The organism is Pantoea latae (assembly GCF_002077695.1).
Taxonomy (GTDB): domain Bacteria; phylum Pseudomonadota; class Gammaproteobacteria; order Enterobacterales; family Enterobacteriaceae; genus Pantoea; species Pantoea latae.
Genome location: NZ_MWUE01000022.1, coordinates 229,629 through 251,229, shown reverse-complemented (window position 1 = coordinate 251,229; position 21,601 = coordinate 229,629). Strand labels below are relative to the sequence as shown.

At 62.3% G+C, this 21,601-nt stretch carries 16 protein-coding genes; 15 read left to right on the top strand and 1 reads right to left on the bottom strand.

What is annotated here, in order from left to right; translation table 11 throughout:
• Positions 1–14 precede the first annotated feature (14 nt).
• On the bottom strand, positions 15–974 hold the full coding sequence (locus tag B2J69_RS15135; protein ID WP_081140478.1) for an aldo/keto reductase: 960 nt from the start codon (positions 972–974) through the stop codon (positions 15–17).
• 238 nt (positions 975–1,212) lie between these two features.
• Between B2J69_RS15135 and B2J69_RS15130 the strand changes: the two genes are divergently transcribed.
• The 15 genes from B2J69_RS15130 (at position 1,213) to B2J69_RS15060 (ending at position 21,571) form a co-directional block, all read left to right on the top strand.
• Positions 1,213–2,439 (top strand): MdtA/MuxA family multidrug efflux RND transporter periplasmic adaptor subunit, encoded by a 1,227-nt coding sequence (locus B2J69_RS15130; protein ID WP_081140477.1) that lies wholly within the window; start codon positions 1,213–1,215, stop codon positions 2,437–2,439.
• Positions 2,439–5,561 carry an MdtB/MuxB family multidrug efflux RND transporter permease subunit gene (locus B2J69_RS15125; protein ID WP_081140476.1) on the top strand — a complete coding sequence of 1,041 codons (3,123 nt, stop codon included), beginning with the start codon at positions 2,439–2,441 and terminating at the stop codon, positions 5,559–5,561. The genes B2J69_RS15130 and B2J69_RS15125 overlap by 1 nt, the downstream gene beginning before the upstream one ends.
• Positions 5,558–8,629 carry a multidrug efflux RND transporter permease subunit MdtC gene (mdtC, locus tag B2J69_RS15120; protein WP_081140475.1) on the top strand — a complete coding sequence of 1,024 codons (3,072 nt, stop codon included), beginning with the start codon at positions 5,558–5,560 and terminating at the stop codon, positions 8,627–8,629. The genes B2J69_RS15125 and mdtC overlap by 4 nt, the downstream gene beginning before the upstream one ends.
• Positions 8,630–8,695: 66 nt before the next feature.
• Positions 8,696–8,929: a type II toxin-antitoxin system VapB family antitoxin gene (gene vapB / locus B2J69_RS15115; protein ID WP_081140474.1), complete on the top strand. Its 234-nt coding sequence runs from the start codon at positions 8,696–8,698 to the stop codon at positions 8,927–8,929.
• Positions 8,929–9,327 (top strand): type II toxin-antitoxin system tRNA(fMet)-specific endonuclease VapC, encoded by a 399-nt coding sequence (gene vapC, locus B2J69_RS15110; protein ID WP_081140473.1) that lies wholly within the window; start codon positions 8,929–8,931, stop codon positions 9,325–9,327. Before vapB ends, vapC begins: the two co-directional genes overlap by 1 nt.
• Before the next feature lie 14 nt (positions 9,328–9,341).
• Positions 9,342–10,748, top strand: a complete 1,407-nt coding sequence (gene mdtD, locus B2J69_RS15105) for a multidrug transporter subunit MdtD (RefSeq protein WP_081140472.1) — start codon at positions 9,342–9,344, stop codon at positions 10,746–10,748.
• On the top strand, positions 10,745–12,133 hold the full coding sequence (gene baeS, locus B2J69_RS15100; RefSeq protein ID WP_081140471.1) for an envelope stress sensor histidine kinase BaeS: 1,389 nt from the start codon (positions 10,745–10,747) through the stop codon (positions 12,131–12,133). The genes mdtD and baeS overlap by 4 nt, the downstream gene beginning before the upstream one ends.
• Before the next feature lie 6 nt (positions 12,134–12,139).
• Positions 12,140–12,847 carry an envelope stress response regulator BaeR gene (gene baeR, locus B2J69_RS15095; RefSeq protein ID WP_081140470.1) on the top strand — a complete coding sequence of 236 codons (708 nt, stop codon included), beginning with the start codon at positions 12,140–12,142 and terminating at the stop codon, positions 12,845–12,847.
• 117 nt (positions 12,848–12,964) lie between these two features.
• Positions 12,965–14,323: a prephenate-dependent tRNA uridine(34) hydroxylase TrhP gene (gene trhP / locus B2J69_RS15090; RefSeq protein WP_081140469.1), complete on the top strand. Its 1,359-nt coding sequence runs from the start codon at positions 12,965–12,967 to the stop codon at positions 14,321–14,323.
• Positions 14,324–14,551: 228 nt separating this feature from the next.
• The gene (gene yegS, locus B2J69_RS15085) at positions 14,552–15,451 is read left to right on the top strand and encodes a lipid kinase YegS (RefSeq protein WP_081140468.1); all 900 of its coding nucleotides are present in this window, start codon (positions 14,552–14,554) and stop codon (positions 15,449–15,451) included.
• Positions 15,452–15,671: 220 nt separating this feature from the next.
• Positions 15,672–16,886, top strand: coding sequence for a D-mannonate dehydratase ManD (gene manD, locus B2J69_RS15080; protein ID WP_081140467.1), 1,215 nt, complete (start codon positions 15,672–15,674; stop codon positions 16,884–16,886).
• A 10-nt stretch (positions 16,887–16,896) separates the two neighbouring features.
• A complete protein-coding gene (locus B2J69_RS15075; protein WP_081140466.1) occupies positions 16,897–17,907 on the top strand; it encodes a Zn-dependent oxidoreductase in 1,011 nt (336 codons plus the stop codon).
• A gap of 72 nt (positions 17,908–17,979) precedes the next feature.
• Entirely contained in the window at positions 17,980–19,263 is a 1,284-nt protein-coding gene (locus B2J69_RS15070) for an MFS transporter (RefSeq protein WP_081140465.1), read from the top strand.
• Between the two features lie 60 nt (positions 19,264–19,323).
• Positions 19,324–20,784 (top strand): mannitol dehydrogenase family protein, encoded by a 1,461-nt coding sequence (locus tag B2J69_RS15065; protein WP_081140464.1) that lies wholly within the window; start codon positions 19,324–19,326, stop codon positions 20,782–20,784.
• A 100-nt stretch (positions 20,785–20,884) separates the two neighbouring features.
• Positions 20,885–21,571 carry a GntR family transcriptional regulator gene (locus B2J69_RS15060; protein WP_081140463.1) on the top strand — a complete coding sequence of 229 codons (687 nt, stop codon included), beginning with the start codon at positions 20,885–20,887 and terminating at the stop codon, positions 21,569–21,571.
• Positions 21,572–21,601 lie beyond the last annotated feature (30 nt).

Genomic DNA, 21,601 nt, shown 5'->3' with positions numbered 1-21,601 from the left:
CTCGTCGGCGGGAATCAGCTGCTGGCCTGCGCCAGTTTTTCGATCTCGTCCGCCGTCAGCCGCAGCCGTGTGGCGCCGATCAGATCCTCCAGCTGCGCCAGCGAGGTGGCGCTGACGATAGGTGCGGTAATGCTCGGCCGGGCAATCTGCCACGCCAGCGCCACCTGGGTCGGCGTCACGCCGTGGGCGTTGGCGATCTCGTCGAGCGCGGCGAGAATCGCCAGCCCGCGCGGATTAAGATATTTCTCCACCACGCCCTGCCCGCGCGCGCTTTTGCTCGCGTCCTCCGCACGGCGGTATTTGCCGCTGAGAAAGCCGCTCGCCAGCGAATAGTAGTTAATCACCCCCAGCCCGTGCTGCGTCGCCACCGCCTCTAGCGCCGACTCATAGCCTGCGCGATCGTAGAGATTGTACTCTGGCTGCAGGGTAGCGTAATGGGCCAGCCCGTGCTCTTCGCTCACCTTCAGCGCCTCCTGCAGACGCGGTGCGCTGTAGTTTGAGGCGCCGATCGCGCGCACCTTGCCCTCTTTGATCAGCGAATCGAACGCGGCCAGCGTCTCCGCCAGCGGCGTGTCGCTGTCGTCGCGGTGCGCCTGATAGAGATCGATATAGTCGGTTTGCAGACGACGCAGCGAATCCTCTACCGCCTGACGAATATACTGCGGCTTCAGGCCGGTTTTCTCCGGCGAGAGTTCCATGCCTACCTTAGTCGCCAGCACGATGCGATCGCGCTTGCCGCTTTTTTTCAGCCAGTTGCCGATAATGGTTTCCGATTCGCCGCCCTGGTTGCCCGGCGCCCAGCGCGAATAGACATCGGCGGTATCGATAAACCACAGCCCTTTCTCCACCAGCGCATCCAGCAGGGAAAAAGAGTGCGCCTGATCCAGCGTCCAGCCGAACACGTTGCCGCCAAAGGTCAGCCGCGGCACCTGGATGCCGGTATCGCCGAGCTGACGGGTTTCAACCTGACTCATTATTTCCTCCTTAAATATCTCATGGCCTGTTAGTGAGCATAGCAAAAGCCAAAACGCCGCTTTATGCGTAATTCCTCGATAAGTTTGTTCGGAGAGGGATACTTACGCCGGCCTGACAGATATCCTTAATTCCTTCAACTTCTGCCCGCTTTACGGGTCTACACTCCTCTATTTGCAGGTTGCCGTCTTTTAGCCTGCGTTTTGGGAATTTCGACACAGCTGGAGAGCAAACGATAAGATGAACCGACCTTCCTTGTTGAAAAAGAGCCTGATTGCGCTGGCGGTGATTGCCGTCGCCGCAGGCGGATATTTCTGGTGGCACCATCCCGCGCAGCCCGACACCGACACCCAAACCGACGCCCGCCCGCACCGTGGCAAAGGCGGCGGCGCGGCGCGACCGCTGGCGCCGGTTCAGGCCGCGACCGCCGAGAGCCAGAGCGTGCCGCACTTTCTTAACGGGTTGGGCACCGTTACCGCCGCCAGTACCGTAACGGTGCGCAGCCGCGTCGACGGCGAACTGATGGCGCTGCACTTTCAGGAAGGGCAGCAGGTGCAGGCGGGTCAGCTGCTGGCGGAGATCGATCCGCGTCCCTATCAGGTGGCGCTGACCCAGGCGCAGGGCCAGCTGGCGAAGGATCAGGCGACGCTGGCGAACGCGCGGCGCGATCTGGCGCGCTTTGAGAAGCTGGCGAAAACCTCGCTGGTATCGCAGCAGGAGCTGGATACGCAGCGCTCGCTGGTGAGCGAAACCCAGGGCACGATTAAGGCGGACGAAGGCAGCGTCGCCAGCGCCCAGCTTAACCTGACCTACAGCCGCATTACCGCGCCGATCGCTGGCCGCGTCGGCCTGAAACAGGTCGACGTGGGCAACTACATCACCAGCGGCGACACCAGTGGCCTGGTGGTGATCACCCAGACCCATCCCATCGACGTGGTGTTCAGCCTGGCGGAAAACGCGCTGCCCGACATCATGCAGGCGCAAAAAAGCGGCCAGCCGCTGCTGGTCGAGGCCTGGGATCGCAGCAACCAGACGCTGCTGACCCAGGGCGCGCTGCTCAGCATCGACAACCAGATCGACGTCACCACCGGCACCATCAAGATGAAAGCGCGCTTCGACAATCAGGACGACAAGCTCTTTCCCAACCAGTTCGTCAACGCACGGCTGAAGGTCAACACCCTGCAGGATGCGATCGTCATCCCCACCGCCGCGCTGCAGATGGGCAACGAGGGCCATTTCGTCTGGGTGGTGAACAGCGACAATAAAGTGAGCAAGAAGAGCGTCACCGCCGGGCTGCAGAATAGCCAGCAGGTGGTGATCAGCGCCGGGCTGAGCGCGGGGGAACGCGTGGTGACCGACGGGCTGGATCGCCTGACAGAGGGCGCCCAGGTCGAAGTGGTTGCGCCGCAGAGCACCGCGCTGAAAAGCAGCCGCGCGGCGCAGCCGGCGAAAGGAGCGCGCGAGTAATGCAGGTGATGCCTCCTGACGCCAGCGGCGGGCCGTCGCGTCAGTTTATTTTACGTCCGGTCGCCACCACGCTGTTAATGATCGCCATTCTGCTGGCGGGCATTCTCGGCTACCGTTTTCTGCCGGTGTCGGCGCTGCCGGAAGTGGACTATCCTACCATTCAGGTGGTGACGCTCTATCCCGGCGCCAGCCCGGACGTCACCACTTCCGCTATTACCGCGCCGCTTGAGCGCCAGTTCGGCCAGATGTCGGGGCTGAAGCAGATGGCGTCGCAAAGCTCCGGCGGCGCCTCGGTGATCACCCTGCAGTTCCAGCTCTCGCTGCCGCTCGACGTCGCCGAGCAGGAAGTGCAGGCCGCCATCAACGCCGCCACCAGCCTGCTGCCCAACGACCTGCCCAATCCGCCAGTCTACAGCAAGGTGAATCCCGCCGATCCGCCCATCATGACGCTGGCGGTCACCACCAGCAGCATGCCGCTGACCCAGGTACAGGATATGGTGGAGACGCGCGTGGCGCAGAAAATCTCCCAGGTTTCCGGCGTCGGGCTGGTGACGCTCTCCGGCGGCCAGCGTCCGGCGGTGCGGGTGAAAATGAACGCGCAGGCGCTGGCGGCGCTCGGCCTGACCAGCGAGCAGGTGCGCACCGCCATCAGCAGCGCCAACGTCAACTCGGCGAAAGGCAGCCTCGACGGCCCGGAGCGCTCGATTACCCTCTCCGCCAACGATCAGATGAAGTCGGCAGAAGATTACCGCCAGCTGATCGTCAGCTATAACAACGGCGCGCCGGTGCGGCTCGGCGACGTCGCCACCATCGAACAGGGCGCGGAAAATAGCTGGCTCGGCGCCTGGGCGAACCGCGAAGCCGCCATCGTGCTTAACGTGCAGCGTCAGCCGGGCGCCAACATTATCGCCACCGCCGACAATATCCGCGCGCTGCTGCCGTCGCTCACCGCCTCGCTGCCGAAGTCGGTCAAGGTTCAGCTGCTGACCGACCGCACCACCAATATTCGCGCCTCGGTCACCGATACCCAGCACGAGCTGATGCTGGCCATCGGCCTGGTGGTGATGATTATCTACCTGTTTCTGCGCAACGTGCCGGCGACGATTATTCCCGCCGTCGCCGTGCCGCTGTCGCTGGTGGGCACCTTCGCCGCGATGTACTTCCTCGGCTTCTCCATTAATAACCTGACGCTGATGGCGCTGACCATCGCCACCGGCTTCGTGGTGGACGACGCCATTGTGGTGATCGAGAACATCACGCGCTATCTGGAGAAAGGCGAAAAACCGCTGGACGCGGCGCTCAAAGGCGCGGGCGAAATCGGCTTTACCATTATCTCCCTCACCTTTTCGCTGATCGCGGTGCTGATCCCGCTGCTGTTTATGGGCGACGTAATCGGCCGCCTGTTCCGCGAGTTCGCCGTGACGCTGGCGGTAGCGATCCTCATCTCCGCCGTGGTGTCGCTGACGCTGACGCCGATGATGTGCGCGCGCATGCTGAGCGCCGAGTCGCTGCGCAAGCAGAACCGCTTTTCGCGCGCCAGCGAAGCCTTTTTCGAGCGGGTGATCGCCGGTTACGGCGGCTGGCTGCGCAAGGTGCTGGCGCATCCCTGGCTGACGCTGTCGGTGGCGCTCGGCACGCTGCTGCTGACGGTGCTGCTGTGGGTGCTGATCCCGAAGGGCTTTTTTCCGCAGCAGGATAACTCCATTATTCAGGGCACGCTGCAGGCGCCGCAAAGCGCCTCCTACGCCAGCATGGCGGCGCGCACGCGCGACGTCGCCTCGCTGATCATGAAAGATCCGGCGGTGCAGAGCATGACCTCTTTTGTCGGCGTCGACGGCACTAACGCCGCGCTCAACAGCGCGCGCCTGCAGATCAACCTCAAGCCGCTGAGCGAGCGCGACGATCGCATTCCGCAGGTGCAGCAGCGGCTGCAGCAGCAGGTCAGCCAGCTTCCCGGCGTCACGCTCTGGCTGCAGCCGGTGCAGGATCTCACCATCGAAACCCAGGCAAGCCGCACGCCCTATCAGTTCACGCTGCAGTCCGGCTCGCTGGCGTCGCTCAGCAACTGGGTGCCGCAGCTGCTGGAGGCGCTGCGTCAGTCGCCCGCGCTGCGCGATATCAGCAGCGACTGGCAGGATCAGGGGCTGGAAGCCTACGTCAACGTCGATCGCGACAGCGCCAGCCGCCTCGGCATCAGCATGGCGGACGTCGACAACGCGCTCTATAACGCCTTTGGCCAGCGCCTGATCTCCACTATCTACACCCAGGCGAACCAGTACCGCGTGGTGCTGGAGCAGGATAACCGCGCCACGCCGGGGCTGGCGGGACTGGAGGGCATCCGCCTCACCAGCAGCGACGGCGGCAGCGTGCCGCTGAGCGCCATCGCCAGCGTTGAGCAGCGTCACACCGCGCTGAGCGTCAACCACCTCGACCAGTTCCCGTCGGCGACCTTCTCTTTCAACGTCGCCGACGGCTATTCCCTGGGCGACGCGGTGAAGGCGGTCAGCGCGGCGGAAGCGCAGCTCGGCATGCCCGCGGAGCTGATGACCCAGTTCCAGGGCAGCACGCTGGCGTTTGAGGCGGCGCTCACCAGCACCGTCTGGCTGATCGTCGCGGCCATCGTCGCCATGTATATCGTGCTAGGCGTGCTCTATGAGAGCTTTATCCACCCCATCACCATTCTTTCGACGCTGCCCACCGCCGGCGTTGGCGCGCTGCTGGCGCTGATGCTGAGCGGCGGCGAGCTGGATATCGTCGCCATTATCGGCATTATTCTGCTGATCGGCATCGTGAAGAAGAACGCCATCATGATGATCGACTTCGCGCTGGCCGCCGAGCGCGAACAGGGCATGGCACCCTACGACGCCATCTATCAGGCGTGCCTGCTGCGCTTTCGTCCGATCCTGATGACCACGCTGGCAGCGCTGCTGGGCGCGCTGCCGCTGATGCTCAGCAGCGGCGTCGGCGCGGAGCTGCGCCATCCGCTCGGCATCGCCATGGTGGGCGGGCTGATCCTGAGCCAGGTGCTGACGCTGTTCACCACGCCGGTGATCTATCTGCTGTTCGACCGCCTGGGACGCGCCGCGCGGCGCCGCTTTAGCGGCCGGGAGGCGGAGCAGTGAGGTTCTTCGCGCTGTTTATTCACCGCCCGGTGGCCACCACCCTGCTGACTCTCGCCATTGCGCTGGCGGGCGTGCTCGGCTTTCGCCTGCTGCCGGTCGCGCCGCTGCCGCAGGTGGACTTTCCGGTGATTGTGATTTCCGCCTCGCTGCCGGGCGCGTCGCCAGAGATTATGGCGTCGTCAGTGGCGACGCCGCTGGAGCGTTCGCTGGGGCGCATCGCCGGCGTCAGCGAGATGACCTCCACCAGCTCGCTCGGCAGCACGCGCATTATCCTGGTGCTCGACTTCGACCGCGACATCAACGGCGCCGCGCGCGACGTGCAGGCGGCGATCAACGCGGCGCAGAGCCTGCTGCCGACCGGGATGCCGAGCCGCCCGACATACCGCAAGGTCAACCCGTCTGACGCGCCGATTATGATCATGACGCTGACCTCGGATATCTATAATCCGGGCCAGCTCTACGACTACGCCTCGACCCAGCTGGCGCAGAAGCTGTCGCAGATCGAAGGCGTCGGCGACGTCACGGTCGGCGGCAGCTCGCTGCCTGCGGTGCGCGTCGCGCTGAATCCGCAGGCGCTGTTCAATCAGGGCGTCTCGCTGGACGCGGTGCGCGAGGCGATCGCCAACGCCAACCAGCGTCGGCCGCAGGGCGCGCTGGAAGATCCTCAGCAGCGCTGGCAGCTGCGCACCAACGATGAACTGAAAACCGCCAGCGACTACGCGCCGCTGGTGGTGCACTACAGCAACGGCGCGGCGGTAAAGCTGGCCGACGTCGCCAGCGTGCAGGATTCGGTACAGGACGTGCGCAACGCCGGGATGGCGGACGGCAAGCCGGCGGTGCTGCTGCTGGTGCGTAAAACCCCGGAGGCGAACGTGATCGACACCGTGGATCGCATTCGCGCCGAGCTGCCGACGCTGCACCAGACCATTCCCGCCGCCATCAATCTGCAGATCGCGCAGGACCGCTCGCCGACCATTCGTGCTTCGCTGCATGAAGTGGAGCAGTCGCTGACCATCGCCGTGGCGCTGGTGATTATGGTGGTGTTCGTTTTTCTGCGCTCCGCCCGCGCCACGCTGATCCCCGCCGCCGCCGTGCCGGTGTCGCTGATCGGCACCTTCGCCGCCATGTATCTGTGCGGCTTTAGCCTGAATAACCTGTCGCTGATGGCGCTGACCATCGCCACCGGTTTCGTGGTGGATGACGCCATCGTGGTGCTGGAGAATATTGCACGCCACGTCGAGGCGGGCATGAAACCGTTACAGGCGGCGCTGACCGGCGTGCGGGAAGTGGGCTTTACCGTGCTGTCGATGAGCCTGTCGCTGATCGCCGTATTTTTGCCGCTGCTGATGACCGGCGGGCTGATTGGCCGCTTCTTCTCGGAGTTCGCCATTACGCTGTCGGTGGCGATCGCCATCTCGATGGTGGTTTCCCTTACCCTGACGCCGATGATGTGCGCCTATTTGCTGAAGCCGCACGCGCCGCGCAGCCAGCCGCGTCGGCGCGGCGCCGGCCGGATGCTGCTGGCGATCCAGCAGGGATACGGCCGCTCGCTGGGCTGGGTGCTGAACCATGCGCGCTGGGTGCTGCTGCTGCTGTTCGCCACCGTCGCGCTGACCGTCTGGCTGTTTATCCAGGTGCCGAAAACCTTTATGCCGGAACAGGATACCGGCCGCCTCTCCGGCTCGATCTCCGCCGATCAGAGCATCTCTTTTCAGGCGATGCGGCAGAAGCTGCAAGATTTTATGGTGATCGTAAAAGCCGATCCGGCGGTTGAAAGCGTCGTCGGCTTTACCGGCGGGATGCGCACCAACAGCGGCTCGATGTTTATTTCGCTGAAGCCGCTCTCGGAACGCAGCGAGAACGCGCAGGCGGTGATCGCCCGGCTGCGCGCGAAGCTGGCGAAAGAGCCAGGCGCAAATCTCTATCTCAACGCGGTGCAGGATCTGCGCGCCGGCGGCCGCGAGTCGAACGCCAGCTATCAGTATTCGCTGCTCTCCGACGATCTCGCCGCGCTGCGCGAATGGGAGCCGAAAATCCGCCAGGCCTTCTCGGCGCTGCCGCAGCTGGCGGACGTCAACTCCGATCAGCAGGATAAAGGCAGCGAGATGGCGTTGATCTACGACCGCGAGAGCATGTCGCGCCTCGGCATCGACGTCTCCGAGGCGAACGCCCTGCTGAACAACGCCTTCGGCCAGCGGCAGATCTCTACCATCTATCAGCCGCTGAATCAGTACAAAGTGGTGATGGAGGTCGACCCGCGCTACACCCAGGATATCAGCGCGTTGGATCAGATGTTCGTGATTAACGGCGACGGCAAGCCGATCCCACTGGCGTGGTTCGCCCGCTGGCAGCCCGCCAACGCGCCGCTGTCGGTTAACCATGAGGGACTTTCCGCCGCCTCGACCATCTCCTTCAACCTGCCGGAAGGGGTGTCGCTGTCGGAGGCCTCGGCGGCCATCGACCGCACCATGACCGCCATCGGCGTGCCCTCCAGCGTGCGCGGCAGCTTCGCCGGCACCGCGCAGGTGTTTGAGCAGTCGCAGAGCAGCCAGCTGTGGCTGATGCTGGCCGCCATCGCCGCCGTCTATATCGTGCTGGGGATCCTCTACGAGAGCTATGTTCATCCGCTGACCATTCTCTCGACGCTGCCCTCGGCCGGGGTCGGCGCGCTGCTGGCGCTGACGCTGTTCAATACGCCTTTCAGCCTGATCGCCCTGATCGGTATTCTGCTGCTGATCGGCATCGTGAAGAAGAACGCCATCATGATGGTGGATTTTGCTCTTGATGCCCAGCGCAGCGGCAACCTGAGCGCGCGCGACGCTATTTTCCAGGCCTGTCTGCTGCGCTTTCGCCCGATACTGATGACCACGCTCGCCGCGCTGTTCGGCGCGCTGCCGCTGGTGATCACCAGCGGCGACGGCGCAGAGCTGCGTCAGCCGCTCGGTATCACCATCGCAGGCGGACTGATTATGAGCCAGCTGCTGACGCTCTACACTACGCCGGTGGTTTATCTCTATATGGATAAGCTGCGGCGCAGGCAAAAACGTCGTGAACTGGCGCGCGAGTAGTTGCTCTATACCTTTGCTATAGAGCATAATGCGCAATAATTAACCACCATTTAAAGAGGACGTTTTATGTCGCAAGGCACTATTTTTACCAGCAATCGCACGCAAAACGTACGTATTCCCGCCGATGTGCGTTTTCCGGAAAACGTGAAAAACGTGACCGTCCGGGCGGTGGGCAATGAACGCATTATCGCGCCGGTCGAGCATGCCTGGGACAGTTTTTTCCTGAGCGAACAGTGCGTCAGCGACGACTTTCTGTCGGAGCGAACCACGCCGCCAACTGATGAACGGGAAGCGTTGTGATGCATCGTTATATGCTGGATACCAACATTGTTATCTATGTGATAAAGCGGCGGCCCATAGAGATGCTGAGCAAGTTCAACGCGCAACTGGGGCGCATGGTGATCTCCTCCATTACGCTGGCGGAACTCTATTACGGTGCCGAGAAAAGTCAGTTCCCCGATCGCAATCTACGCGTCGTTGAGGATTTCGTGTCTCGTCTCGACGTGCTGAGCTACGACGCCAGGGCCGCTTTTCACTACGGCGCTATTCGCGCCGATCTTGAGCGTAAAGGGACGCCAGTCGGGGCGAACGATCTGCATATCGCCGCGCATGCGCGCAGCCTGGGCCTGACTCTGGTGTCAAATAACCTGCGCGAATTCAATCGGGTGGAAGGTTTGCTCAGCGAAAACTGGCTTTAAGCAGGAGAGTGTTGATGAACGCCCAAAACGCCACGGTTCGCTGGCAGCTGTGGATTGTCGCCTTCGGCTTCTTTATGCAGACGCTGGACACCACCATCGTCAACACCGCCATCCCCGCGATGGCGCATGACCTGGGCGTCAGCCCGCTGCATATGCATTCGGTGATCGTCTCCTACGTGCTGACGGTGGCGGTGACCCTGCCGGTCAGCGGCTGGCTGGCGGACCGCTTCGGCGTGCGCAATATCTTTTTTAGCGCCATCGTGCTGTTCAGCGTCGGTTCGCTGCTGTGCGCCCTCTCCTCGACGCTGGATCAGCTGGTGATGGCGCGCGTGGTGCAGGGCATCGGCGGCGCGATGATGGTGCCGGTCGGGCGCCTGACGGTGATGAAAATCGTGCCGCGCGAGCAGTATATGTCAGCGATGACCTTCGTCACCCTGCCCGGACAGATTGGCCCGCTGGTCGGCCCGGCGCTGGGCGGCGTGCTGGTGGAGTACGCCAGCTGGCACTGGATCTTCCTGATCAACATTCCCGTCGGCATCGTCGGCGCCATCGCCACCCTCACGCTGATGCCCAACTACTCAATGCAGACGCGACGCTTCGATTTTATCGGCTTCTTGCTGCTGGCCGCCGGCATGGCGACGCTGACCCTGGCGCTCGACGGTCAGCGCAGCAGCGGCGGCTCGTCGCTGCTGCTGGGCGCGATGATCCTGATCGGCGTCTTTTCGCTGCTGTTCTATTTGCTGCACGCGCGCCACAACGACAACGCGCTGTTCAGCCTGAAGCTATTCGACAACCGCCTCTACTCTATCGGCCTGCTCGGCAGCTTTTTGGGCCGCATCGGCAGCGGCATGCTGCCCTTTATGACGCCGATTTTTCTGCAGGTCGGTATGGGCTTCACGCCGTTTCACGCCGGGCTGATGATGATCCCGATGGTGCTCGGCAATATGGGCATCAAGCGCGTGGTAGTGCGCATCGTCAACCTGTTCGGCTACCGTAACGCGCTGGTCGGCACCACGCTGGCGCTCGCCGTGGTGGTGCTGCTCTTTCCGCTGGTGGCGCTGCTCGGCTGGCTGTGGCTGCTGCCGCTGGTGCTGCTGATGCAGGGCATGGTGAACGCGCTGCGCTTCTCGTCGATGAACACCCTGACGCTGAAAGATCTGCCCGACGCGCTCGCCTCCAGCGGCAACAGCCTGCTGTCGATGATTATGCAGCTGTCAATGAGCATCGGCGTCACGATCGCCGGCCTGCTGCTCGGCGCGTTCGGCCAGGACGCGCTCGGCAGCAGCGACAACACCCACAGTATGTTCGTTATCGCCTACGCCTGCATGGCGCTGATTATCGCGCTGCCCGCGCTGGTGTTCTGGCGTGTGCCGAAGGAAATCAGTCAAAACGTCGATCTGCGACGCCGGAGAAAATCATGAAGTCCCCGTTGCGCCTGGGCATCAGCGCCAAACTCTTTTTAGCCATTTTTTCCACCTGCATGCTGGTGCTGATCACCATGCACTGGGGCGTGCGTCTCAGCTTCGAGCACGGCTTCGTCGACTATATCAAGCGCGGCAACGAGCAGCGGCTCGCCATGCTTGGCGACGCGCTGGCCGATCAGTATGAACAGCACGGCAACTGGGATTTTCTGCGCCATAACGATCGGCTGGTGTTCACCATGCTGCGCTCGCTGGAGCAGAATCCCGACAGCAATAATCAGCTGCCGCCGCACGGCTGGCGTACCCAGTTCTGGATTATCGACCAGCAGTACAAAGTGCTGGTGGGGCCGCGCGCGCCAGTGCCGCCGGAAGGCTCGCGGCGCAATATCACCACCAGCAACGGCAAAATCGTCGGCTGGGTGGTGGGGTCGCCGCCGGAGCGGCTGACGCGCAGCACCGATATCAATTTCGATCACCAGCAGAAGCGCACCAGCTGGCTGATTGTCGGCCTGTCGACGCTGCTGGCGGCGCTGGTCACCTGGCTGATGTCGCGCGGCCTGCTGGCGCCGGTCAAGCGGCTGGTGGCGGGCACGCACCATCTGGCGGCGGGGAACTTCGCCACCCGCGTCGAGGTCGGCAGCTATGACGAGCTGGGCCAGCTGGCGCAGGACTTTAACCGCCTCGCCAGTTCGCTGGAGAAGAACGAAAGCATGCGGCGCGCCTTTATGGCCGACATCTCCCACGAGCTGCGCACCCCGCTGGCGATTATGCGCGGCGAGCTGGAGGCGATGCAGGATGGCGTGCGCAAGCTGACGCCGGAGGCGATCGGCTCGCTGCAGAGCGAAGTAGGCGTGCTGAGCAAGCTGGTGGACGATCTGCATCAGCTCTCGCTCTCCGACGAAGGCGCCCTCGCCTACCGCAAACAGGCCACCGATCTGGTGCAGCTGCTGGAAGTCACTGCCGGCAGCTTTAACGAACGCTATCGCAGCCACGGGCTGACGCTCACGCTGCAGCTGCCGGACGAAGCGCCCTTCTTCGGCGATCCCGGCCGCCTGATGCAGCTGTTCACCAACCTGCTGGAAAACAGCCTGCGCTACACCGACGCGCCGGGTCAGGTCGAGGTGCGGCTCTGGTATGAGGCGCCGTACTGGCAGCTGAGCGTGGCCGACAGCGCGCCGGGCGTGGACGCGCAGCAGCAGGCGCAGATTTTCGAGCGCTTTTTCCGCACCGAAGGGTCGCGCAATCGCGCCAGCGGCGGTTCGGGGCTGGGGCTGGCGATCTGCAAAAACATCGTCGACGCGCACGGCGGCCATATCGCTGCGGAGCACTCTGATTTAGGTGGACTGAAAATCGCGCTACAATTGCGCTATGTTCCCCAGCCGTGACTGACGATGATCCCCGAAAAAACCGACCCGCTGATTCTGGTAGTGGAAGATGAGCCGAAGCTGGCGCAGCTGATGATCGACTATCTGGAAGCCTCTAACTACCGAACCCACCATATCGCCCACGGCAACGAGGTGCTGCCTTTCGTCCAGCAGACGCCGCCCGATCTGATGCTGCTGGATCTGATGCTGCCCGGCAGCGACGGCCTGACGCTGTGCCGCGAAATTCGCCGCTTCTCTGACCTGCCGATCATTATGGTGACGGCGCGCACCGAGGAGATCGATCGTCTGCTTGGGCTGGAGATCGGCGCGGACGACTATATCTGTAAGCCCTTTAGCCCGCGCGAAGTGGTGGCGCGGGTAAAAACGATTCTGCGCCGCGTGAAGCGCGCGCCGGAAGAGCCCGGCAAGGCATCGCTGCTCAAGGTCGACGAAGGCCGCTTCCAGGCGAGCTGGCGCGACCAGCCGCTGGAGCTGACGCCCGCCGAGTTCCGGCTGCTGAAAACCCTGGCGCTGGAGCCGGGAAAAGTCTTTTCGCGCGAGCAGCTGCTCAACCATCTGTACGACGACTACCGCGTCGTCACCGACCGCACCATCGACAGCCATATTAAAAATCTGCGCCGCAAGCTGGAAAATCTCGACGCCGACCAGCCGTTTATCCGTGCCGTCTACGGCATGGGCTACCGCTGGGAAGCGGATCTGTGCCAGTTGATCTAGATCAATTGACTTCGCCTCGCCGCCGCCTACAATTCCGCACCTTTTGCCGGGCCGTCTCATTGACGGCCACTGCACATGCCGCACCAGGCGGCATGCTGACCTGACATCAGTGAGAAGATCATGAAACCCGAACTGCTTTCTCCTGCGGGAACGCTGAAGAATATGCGCTACGCCTTCGCCTACGGCGCGGACGCGGTCTATGCCGGCCAGCCGCGCTACAGCCTGCGCGTGCGCAACAACGAATTTACCCACGACAACCTTGCCAAAGGCATCAATGAAGCGCACGCGCTGGGCAAGAAGTTCTACGTGGTGGTCAATATCGCGCCGCATAACGCCAAGCTGAAAACCTTTATTCGCGACCTGACGCCGGTGGTGGAGATGCAGCCGGACGCACTGATCATGTCCGATCCCGGCCTGATCATGCTGGTGCGCGACGCCTTTCCGCAGATGCCGATCCACCTGTCCGTGCAGGCCAATGCGGTCAACTGGGCGACGGTGAAGTTCTGGCAGCAGATGGGGCTAACGCGCGTGATCCTGTCGCGCGAGCTGTCGCTGGAAGAGATCGCCGAGATCCGCCAGCAGGTGCCGGAGATGGAAATTGAAATCTTCGTGCACGGCGCGCTCTGCATGGCCTACTCCGGCCGCTGCCTGCTTTCCGGCTATATGAACAAGCGCGACCCCAATCAGGGTACCTGCACCAACGCCTGCCGCTGGGAATATAAGGTCGAGGAAGGCAAGCAGGACGAGGTGGGCAATATCGTCGAGGTGCAGCAGGTAACGCCGACGCTGGGACTGGGCCAGCCCACCGACAAGGTTTTTCTGCTGGAAGAGAAGATGAAGCCGGGCGAGGTGATGAGCGCATTTGAAGATGAGCACGGCACCTACATCATGAACTCGAAGGATCTGCGCGCGGTGGCGCACGTCGAACGCCTGAGCAAGATGGGCGTCCATTCGCTGAAGATCGAAGGCCGCACCAAATCCTTCTACTACTGCGCGCGCACGGCGCAGGTCTACCGCCGCGCCATTGACGACGCCGCCGCTGGAAAACCCTTCGATCCTGAGCTGCTCGTCACGCTGGAAGGGCTGGCGCATCGCGGCTATACCGAAGGCTTTTTACGCCGTCACACCCACGACAGCTATCAGAACTACGCGCAGGGCTATTCGATTTCAGAACGTCAGCAGTTTGTCGGCGAATTTACCGGCGAGCGGCGCGGCGACTGGGCGGAGGTGGCGGTGAAGAATAAGTTTCTGCGCGGCGACAGCCTGGAGATTATGACGCCGAACGGCAACCTTAACTGCACGCTGGAGGCACTGCAGGACGCGCGCGGCGCGGCGATTGAGGTAGCGCCTGGCGACGGTCATCGCGTCTGGATGCCGGTGCCTGCGGACGTCGAGCTGGGGTTCGCCCTGCTGCTGCGCAACTTCACCGACGGCAGCAGCACGCGCGATCCCCATAACAAATTACTCACGTCCTGAAATTAAACCAGTGAAGTTAGAACAGGATCACAGACCGCTGCGGCGCGCTCCTTTATAGTCGCGCCTGCTGCGAACGAGTAACAATAAATAGCTGTTGTATCAGGAACCACCTCATTCACCCGCCCGGCTCCCCCGTGCGGGTTTTCTTTTTTCCGCTTTTCTCCCGTAAATTTTCCCGCCTGACTATGCTATAAGCAGAAATCTTTGTGGGTTTTCAAGGAACGGACAATGGTAAAACAACCGCTTACTCTACTCATTCTGAATGGCAAAGGGGCAGGCAACGAGGATTTGCGCGCGGCGATCGCCACGCTGCGCGACGAAGGGTTCGATATCGCCGTGCGCGTCACCTGGGAGAAAGGCGACGGCGAACGCTACCTTGAAGAGGCGATCCGGCTGGGCGCCGAGACCGTGGTCGCCGGCGGCGGCGACGGCACCATTAACGAGATAGCCACCGCGCTGGCCGCTGTCGCGGCGGAACAGCGGCCGGTGCTGGGCATTCTGCCGCTCGGCACCGCCAACGATTTCGCCACCAGCGTCGGCATTCCCGCCGAGATGGAGCCCGCGCTGCGTCTCGCGGTGCAGGGCAAGGCGCATGTTATCGATCTGGCGCGGGTTAATCAGGATCGCTATTTCATTAATATGGCGACCGGCGGCTTCGGCACGCGTATCACTACCGAAACGCCGGAGAAGCTGAAGTCCGCGCTGGGCGGCGTCTCCTATTTTATTCACGGCCTGATGCGCATGGACACGCTAAAGCCCGACAGCTGCGAGATTTCCGGCCCCGGCTTTCAGTGGCAGGGCGACGCGCTGGCGATCGGCGTCGGCAACGGCCGTCAGGCAGGCGGCGGCCAGCGCCTGTGTCCGTCGGCGCTGATCAATGACGGCCAGCTCGATCTGAGCATCGTCACCGCGCAGGAGCTGCTGCCGACCCTGCTGCACTCCCTGACCAGCAACGATGAGAACCCCAATATCGTCACCGCTAAGCTGACCTCGCTGCGCATCGTCTCGCCGAATGAGATGACCTTTAATCTGGACGGCGAGCCGCTCTCCGGCCGCGAATTCGACATCGAAGTGATGCCCGGCGCGCTGAGCTGCCGCCTGCCACCCCAGTGTGCGTTGCTGGCATGAGGCAGCCTTTCAGGCTGTAAGATAACGCTTACGCGGGCAGCCTGGCCCGCGTTTTAACGTTTATGCAGCCTGTAAAAGCAGATTGGCCTCGATTTCTGACGGCTGGCAGAGCGCATAACTCTCTCTGTGATTGCCTTCACAACTCTGTAACGCTAGCTTGTATGGTAGTATAAATGCGCGTACTTTTTCAGCATTGATTGCTGAATGAAGGCCACGAGAGATGAAAATTGTTAACGCTGAAGTCTTTGTCACCTGCGCAGGCAGAAACTTCGTTACGCTGAAGATCACGACTGATGACGGCATCACCGGCATCGGCGACGCCACGCTCAACGGCCGGGAGCTGCCGGTCGCCTCCTACCTGAAAGATCACGTTTGTCCGCAGCTGATCGGCCGCAACGCGCATCAGATCGAAGATATCTGGCAGTACTTCTATAAAGGCGCCTACTGGCGTCGCGGGCCGGTTACCATGTCGGCGATCTCTGCGGTCGATATGGCGCTGTGGGATATCAAAGGCAAAGCGGCCAATATGCCGCTCTATCAGCTGCTGGGCGGCGCTTCGCGCACCGGCGTGATGGTTTACTGTCACACCACCGGCCACACCATCGATGAGGTGATGGACGACTACGCGAAGCACAAAGAGATGGGCTTCAAGGCGATCCGCGCCCAGTGCGGCGTGCCGGGCATGAAAACCACCTACGGCATGGCAAAAGGAAAAGGCCTGGCCTATGAGCCTGCTACCAAAGGCGACTGGCCGGAAGAGCAGCTCTGGTCCACCGAGAAGTATCTCGACTTTACGCCAAAGCTGTTTGCCGCCATCCGCGACAAATTCGGCTTCGACGAACATCTGCTGCACGATATGCATCACCGCCTGACGCCGATCGAAGCCGCGCGCTTCGGCAAGAGCGTCGAAGATTACCGCCTGTTCTGGATGGAGGATCCAACGCCTGCCGAGAACCAGGAATGCTTCCGCCTGATCCGCCAGCATACCGTGACGCCGATTGCCGTCGGCGAGGTGTTCAACAGCATCTGGGACTGCAAGCAGCTGATTGAAGAGCAGCTGATCGACTATATTCGCACCACCATCACCCACGCTGGCGGCATTACCGGCATGCGCCGCATCGCCGATTTCGCCTCGCTCTATCAGGTGCGCACCGGCTCGCACGGCCCGTCCGATCTGTCGCCGGTCTGCATGGCCGCGGCGCTGCACTTCGACCTCTGGGTGCCGAACTTTGGCGTGCAGGAGTATATGGGCTTCTCCGAGCAGATGATGGAGCTGTTCAACGCCAGCTGGACCTTTGAAGATGGCTATATGCATCCGGGTGACAAGCCGGGCCTGGGTATCGAGTTTAACGAGAAGCTGGCGGCGAAATATCCCTACGAACCCGCCTATTTGCCGGTGGCCCGTCTGGAAGACGGCACGCTGTGGAACTGGTAAGGAGCGCATGATGAAAAGTGTTGTGATTGAACAACCCGGCGAACTGGTGCTGGCGGAACGTCCTCTGCCGACGCCCGCAGCGGGCGAGGTGCGCGTAAAGGTGAAATACGCCAGCATCTGCGGATCCGACGTGCATATCTGGCACGGCCACAACCCCTTCGCGAAATATCCGCGCGTGATCGGCCATGAATTTTTCGGCGTGATTGACGCGGTGGGCGACGGCGTCGACGCTGGTCGCATCGGCGAACGGGTGGCGGTCGATCCGGTGGCCAGCTGTGGCCACTGCTATCCCTGCTCGGTGGGCCGTCCCAATGTCTGCACCCAGCTGAGCGTTATCGGCGTACACCGCGACGGCGGCTTTAGCGAGTACGCGGTCGCGCCGGCCGGCAACGCCTACCGGCTGCCCGAGACCATTCCCGACAAGCTCGCCAGCATGGTGGAGCCGTTCACCATCGCCGCTAACATCACCGCCTTCCTCCAGCCGCAGCCGCAGGATGTGGCGCTGATCTACGGCGCCGGTCCGATGGGCCTGACGGCGATCCAGGTGCTGAAAGGCGTCTATAAGGTGGCGCAGGTGCTGGTGGTGGATCGTCTGCCGGAGCGCCTCGAACTGGCGCAGGCCAACGGCGCGGACCGCGTCTTCAACAACGCCGAGGTGCCGCTGGCGGGGCAGCTGGAAGGATTGCAGCCAACGCTGATTATCGACGCCGCCTGCCATCCTTCGATTCTGGCGGAGGCGGCGGCGCTCGCCTCGCCCGCCGCGCGCATCGGTCTGCTCGGCTTTTCCGGCGAGCCGTGCAGCATCACGCAACAAAGCCTGACCAGCAAAGAGCTGTCGCTGTTCACCTCTCGTCTTAACAGCCATCGCTTCCCGCAGGTGATTGCATGGATGGAAGCGGGACTGATCCAGCCGGAAAAACTGGTTACGCACTACTTTTCGCTTGGCGAAATCGAACGCGCCATGACGCTGTTCGAAAAAGACCCCCGAACCTGCTGTAAGGTCGTGTTAGCGATGCAGTAACCTTGCCTCACCGGGGATTCAGCCGGCAGCGCGCTGCCGGCGACACCACTATAAAAAAGCGTTGGAGCCACTATGTTTAAAAATCTGCGCTGGACAATCGTACTGCTGTTGTTTCTTGTTTACATGATCAATTACCTCGATCGTGTTGCCCTCTCCCTGACCTTACCGCTGGTAGAAAAAGATCTGGCGATCAACGCCGAACAGTTCGGCATGATCTTCGGCAGCTTCTTCTTCGGCTACGCGCTGTTCAACTTCGTCGGCGGCGTCGCCACGGATCGCTTCGGACCGAAAATCGTGCTCGGCATCGCGGTCGGCATGTGGTCGCTGTTCTGCGGCATGACCGCGCTGGCGACTGGCTTCTGGTCGATGCTGATCCTGCGCGTGCTGTTCGGCATGGCGGAAGGCCCGATCTGCGCCTCCGCCAATAAAGCGATTAACGGCTGGTTCCCGAAAAAACAGGCCGCCACCGCCATGGGCCTGCTGAGCGCCGGTTCGCCGCTGGGCGGCGCGGTGGCCGGTCCGATTATCGGCTATCTCGCCCTCGCCTTCGGCTGGCGTCCGGCCTTTGTCATCATCTGCCTGATCGGTCTGGTGTGGATGGCGATCTGGCTGTTCGTCTCGGCGGACAACCCGGCGAAAAGCCGTCACGTCTCTGCAGAAGAGCGCGCGCTGGTGGATCAGCTGAAAGCCGAGCAGCCGGGCGAAGAGGCGGATCTGGCGCAGGCGTCGCACGGCTTCGGCTACTATCTGCGTCAGCCGATTATCCTGGTCACCGCCTTCGCCTTCTTCTGCTACAACTACATTCTGTTTTTCTTCCTGAGCTGGTTCCCGGCCTATCTGGTGCAGGCGCACGGCCTCGATATTAAATCGATGTCGATTACCACCATGATCCCGTGGATTGTCGGCTTCGTCGGCCTGGCGCTGGGCGGCTGGATCTCTGACAAGATCTTCAATATTACCGGCAAGTTACTGCTGTCGCGTAAAATTGTGCTGGTGGTCTCACTGTTTGCCGCCGCCGTTTGTGTGGCGCTGGCGGGTACGGTAAAAGAGGTCAACTCTGCGGTGATGATGATGTCGATCTCGATTTTCTTCCTCTACATCACCGGCGCGATCTACTGGGCGATTATTCAGGACGTGGTGCACAAGAGCCGCGTCGGCAGCATCAGCGGCTTTATCCATCTGGTGGGCAGCCTGTCGGGCATCATCGGCCCGATCGTCACCGGGTTTATCGTGCAGCACACCGGCAAATTCGACAGCGCCTTTGTGCTGGCCGGCGTTGTCGCCGCCGTCGGCGCCTTCCTGGTGCTGTTCGTTATCCGCAGCCCGAAAGCGAGCAGCAAGCCCGTTTCGGTATAAACAGACGCATATGACTGAATCACGGGGCGCAGGACGCCCCGTTTGCCATAAGGACGGACTATGTTAGAGATTGATCGCCTTCCCGCCGACGTGCAGCGCCCACGCTACGATCGCCGCCAACTGAAAACCCGCATGGTGCATATCGGCTTCGGCGCGTTCCATCGCGCGCACCAGGCGCTCTGCAGCGACAAACTGGCGGAACAGGGCAGTGACTGGGGCTATTGTGAAGTTAACCTCAACAGCGGCGATCTGATCCAGGCGCTGCGTCAGCAGGATCATCTGTATACCCTCACCGAGATGGCCGACGACTCGCTGCAGACGCGCGTGATCGGCGTGATCACCTCGGCGCTGCACGGCAAAGGCGACGGCATCGAGGCGGTGATCGCCGCCATGAGCCAGCCAGAGGTGGCGATCGTTTCGATGACGGTGACGGAAAAAGGCTACTGCCATCATCCCGCCAGCGGCGATCTCAACCCGGACCATCCCGATATTGTGCATGACCTGGCCCATCCCGATGCGCCGCGCTCGCTGCCGGGCCTGATTCTGGCAGCGATCCGCCGCCGCCGCGACGCGGGCCTGCCGCCGTTCAGCGTGATGTCCTGCGACAATATGCCGGAAAACGGCCACGTCACGCGCAACGCGATCGTGCAGCTGGCGCAGCGCCAGGATAGCGCGCTGGCGGACTATATTCAGCAGCATGTCACCTTCCCTTCCACCATGGTCGATCGCATCGTGCCGGCAATGACCGACAGCGCCTTTGCTCAGCTGACCGAGCGCCTGGGCAGTCGCGATCCGGTTGCGGTGGAAGCGGAACCCTTTTTCCAGTGGGTGATCGAGGATAACTTCGTCAGCGGTCGGCCAGCCTGGGAGCAGGCGGGCGCGGAGCTGGTCAGCGACGTGCTGCCGTTCGAAGAGATGAAGCTGCGCATGCTTAACGGCAGCCACTCGTTTCTGGCCTATCTCGGCTTTTTAGCCGGCTATGAATATATTAGCGACTGCATGGCCGACGCGAACCTGCGCACCGCCGCGCGCAGGCTGATGCTGGAGCAGCAGGCGCCGACGCTGCGCACCCAGGGCGTGGATCTCACCGCCTATGCCGACTCGCTGATCGCCCGCTATGAAAACCGCGCGATTAAGCATCGTACTTACCAGATCGCCACCGACGGCACGCAGAAGCTGCCGCAGCGCCTGCTCGACAGCGTGCGCTGGCACCTGAAAAATGGCAGCAACTGCGATCTGCTGCTGCTGGGCGTGGCGGGCTGGATGCGCTATGTCGGCGGCGTGGATGAGCAAGGCGCGCCGGTCGAGATCCGCGATCCGCTGAAGGCGGAACTGGCGGAGCGCGTGGCCAACAGCGCCGAGGGCGAAGCGCGCGTCAGGGCGCTGCTGGGCATCAAAGCGGTATTCGGCGAGGATCTGGCGCAGAATGCGGCGGTGGTGGCAACGCTGACGCGCTTCTGGCTGCAGCTGCGCGAGCACGGCGCGCGCGCCACGGTGGCGCAGGTGGTCAACTCGCTGTAATTGTTCAGTATCAAAAGCACTGGCGCAGTCGCAGCGCGCTGATTAGACTGACACTTTCCCAACGGGCTGGCTGCGGCCAGCCGTAATACGGATATGCCGCATGTCAATCGCCTATACCATCACCACCAGCGAGCCGGTTAACCAGCAGATTTATCGTTATCTGCGCAAGGATATCGTGACCTGCGTCATCCAGCCGGGTTCGCTGCTGTCAGAAAAAGAAGTGTCGGCCCGCTTTAACGTGTCGCGTCAGCCGGTGCGCGAAGCCTTTATCAAGCTGGCGGAGGCGGGACTGGTGCAGGTGCTGCCGCAGCGCGGCACCTTCGTGCGCAAAATCTCCGCGCGTCGCGTCGCGGATGGCCGCTTTATTCGCGAAGCGGTAGAGGTGTCGGTGGTGCGCCGTGCGGCGCTGGAGATTGAGCCCGTGGCGCTGATGGCGCTGGAGCACAATCTTCAGCTGCAAAAGATGGCGGCGGAACGCCACGACAGCCAGGCGTTTCTCAGCCTTGACGATGAATTTCACCGTCTGATCGCCGAGAGCATCCACTGCGCACTGGCGTGGGAGACGGTAGAAAATATCAAAGCGGCGATGGACCGGGTGCGCTTTCTGACGCTGAGTGAGGTCTCGCCGCCGGAAAGCCTGATTGAGCAGCATGAAGAGATCCTGTCAGCGCTGAAGGCGCATGATGCCGATGCCGCCGAAGCGGCGATGCGTCGTCATTTGCAGGAGATGATTTTCTCTATTACCCCTATCGCCGAACGCAACAGCGAGTGGTTCGAGTCGCTGTAATCCGTCCTGAATATCCCTGAAAAGGCCAGC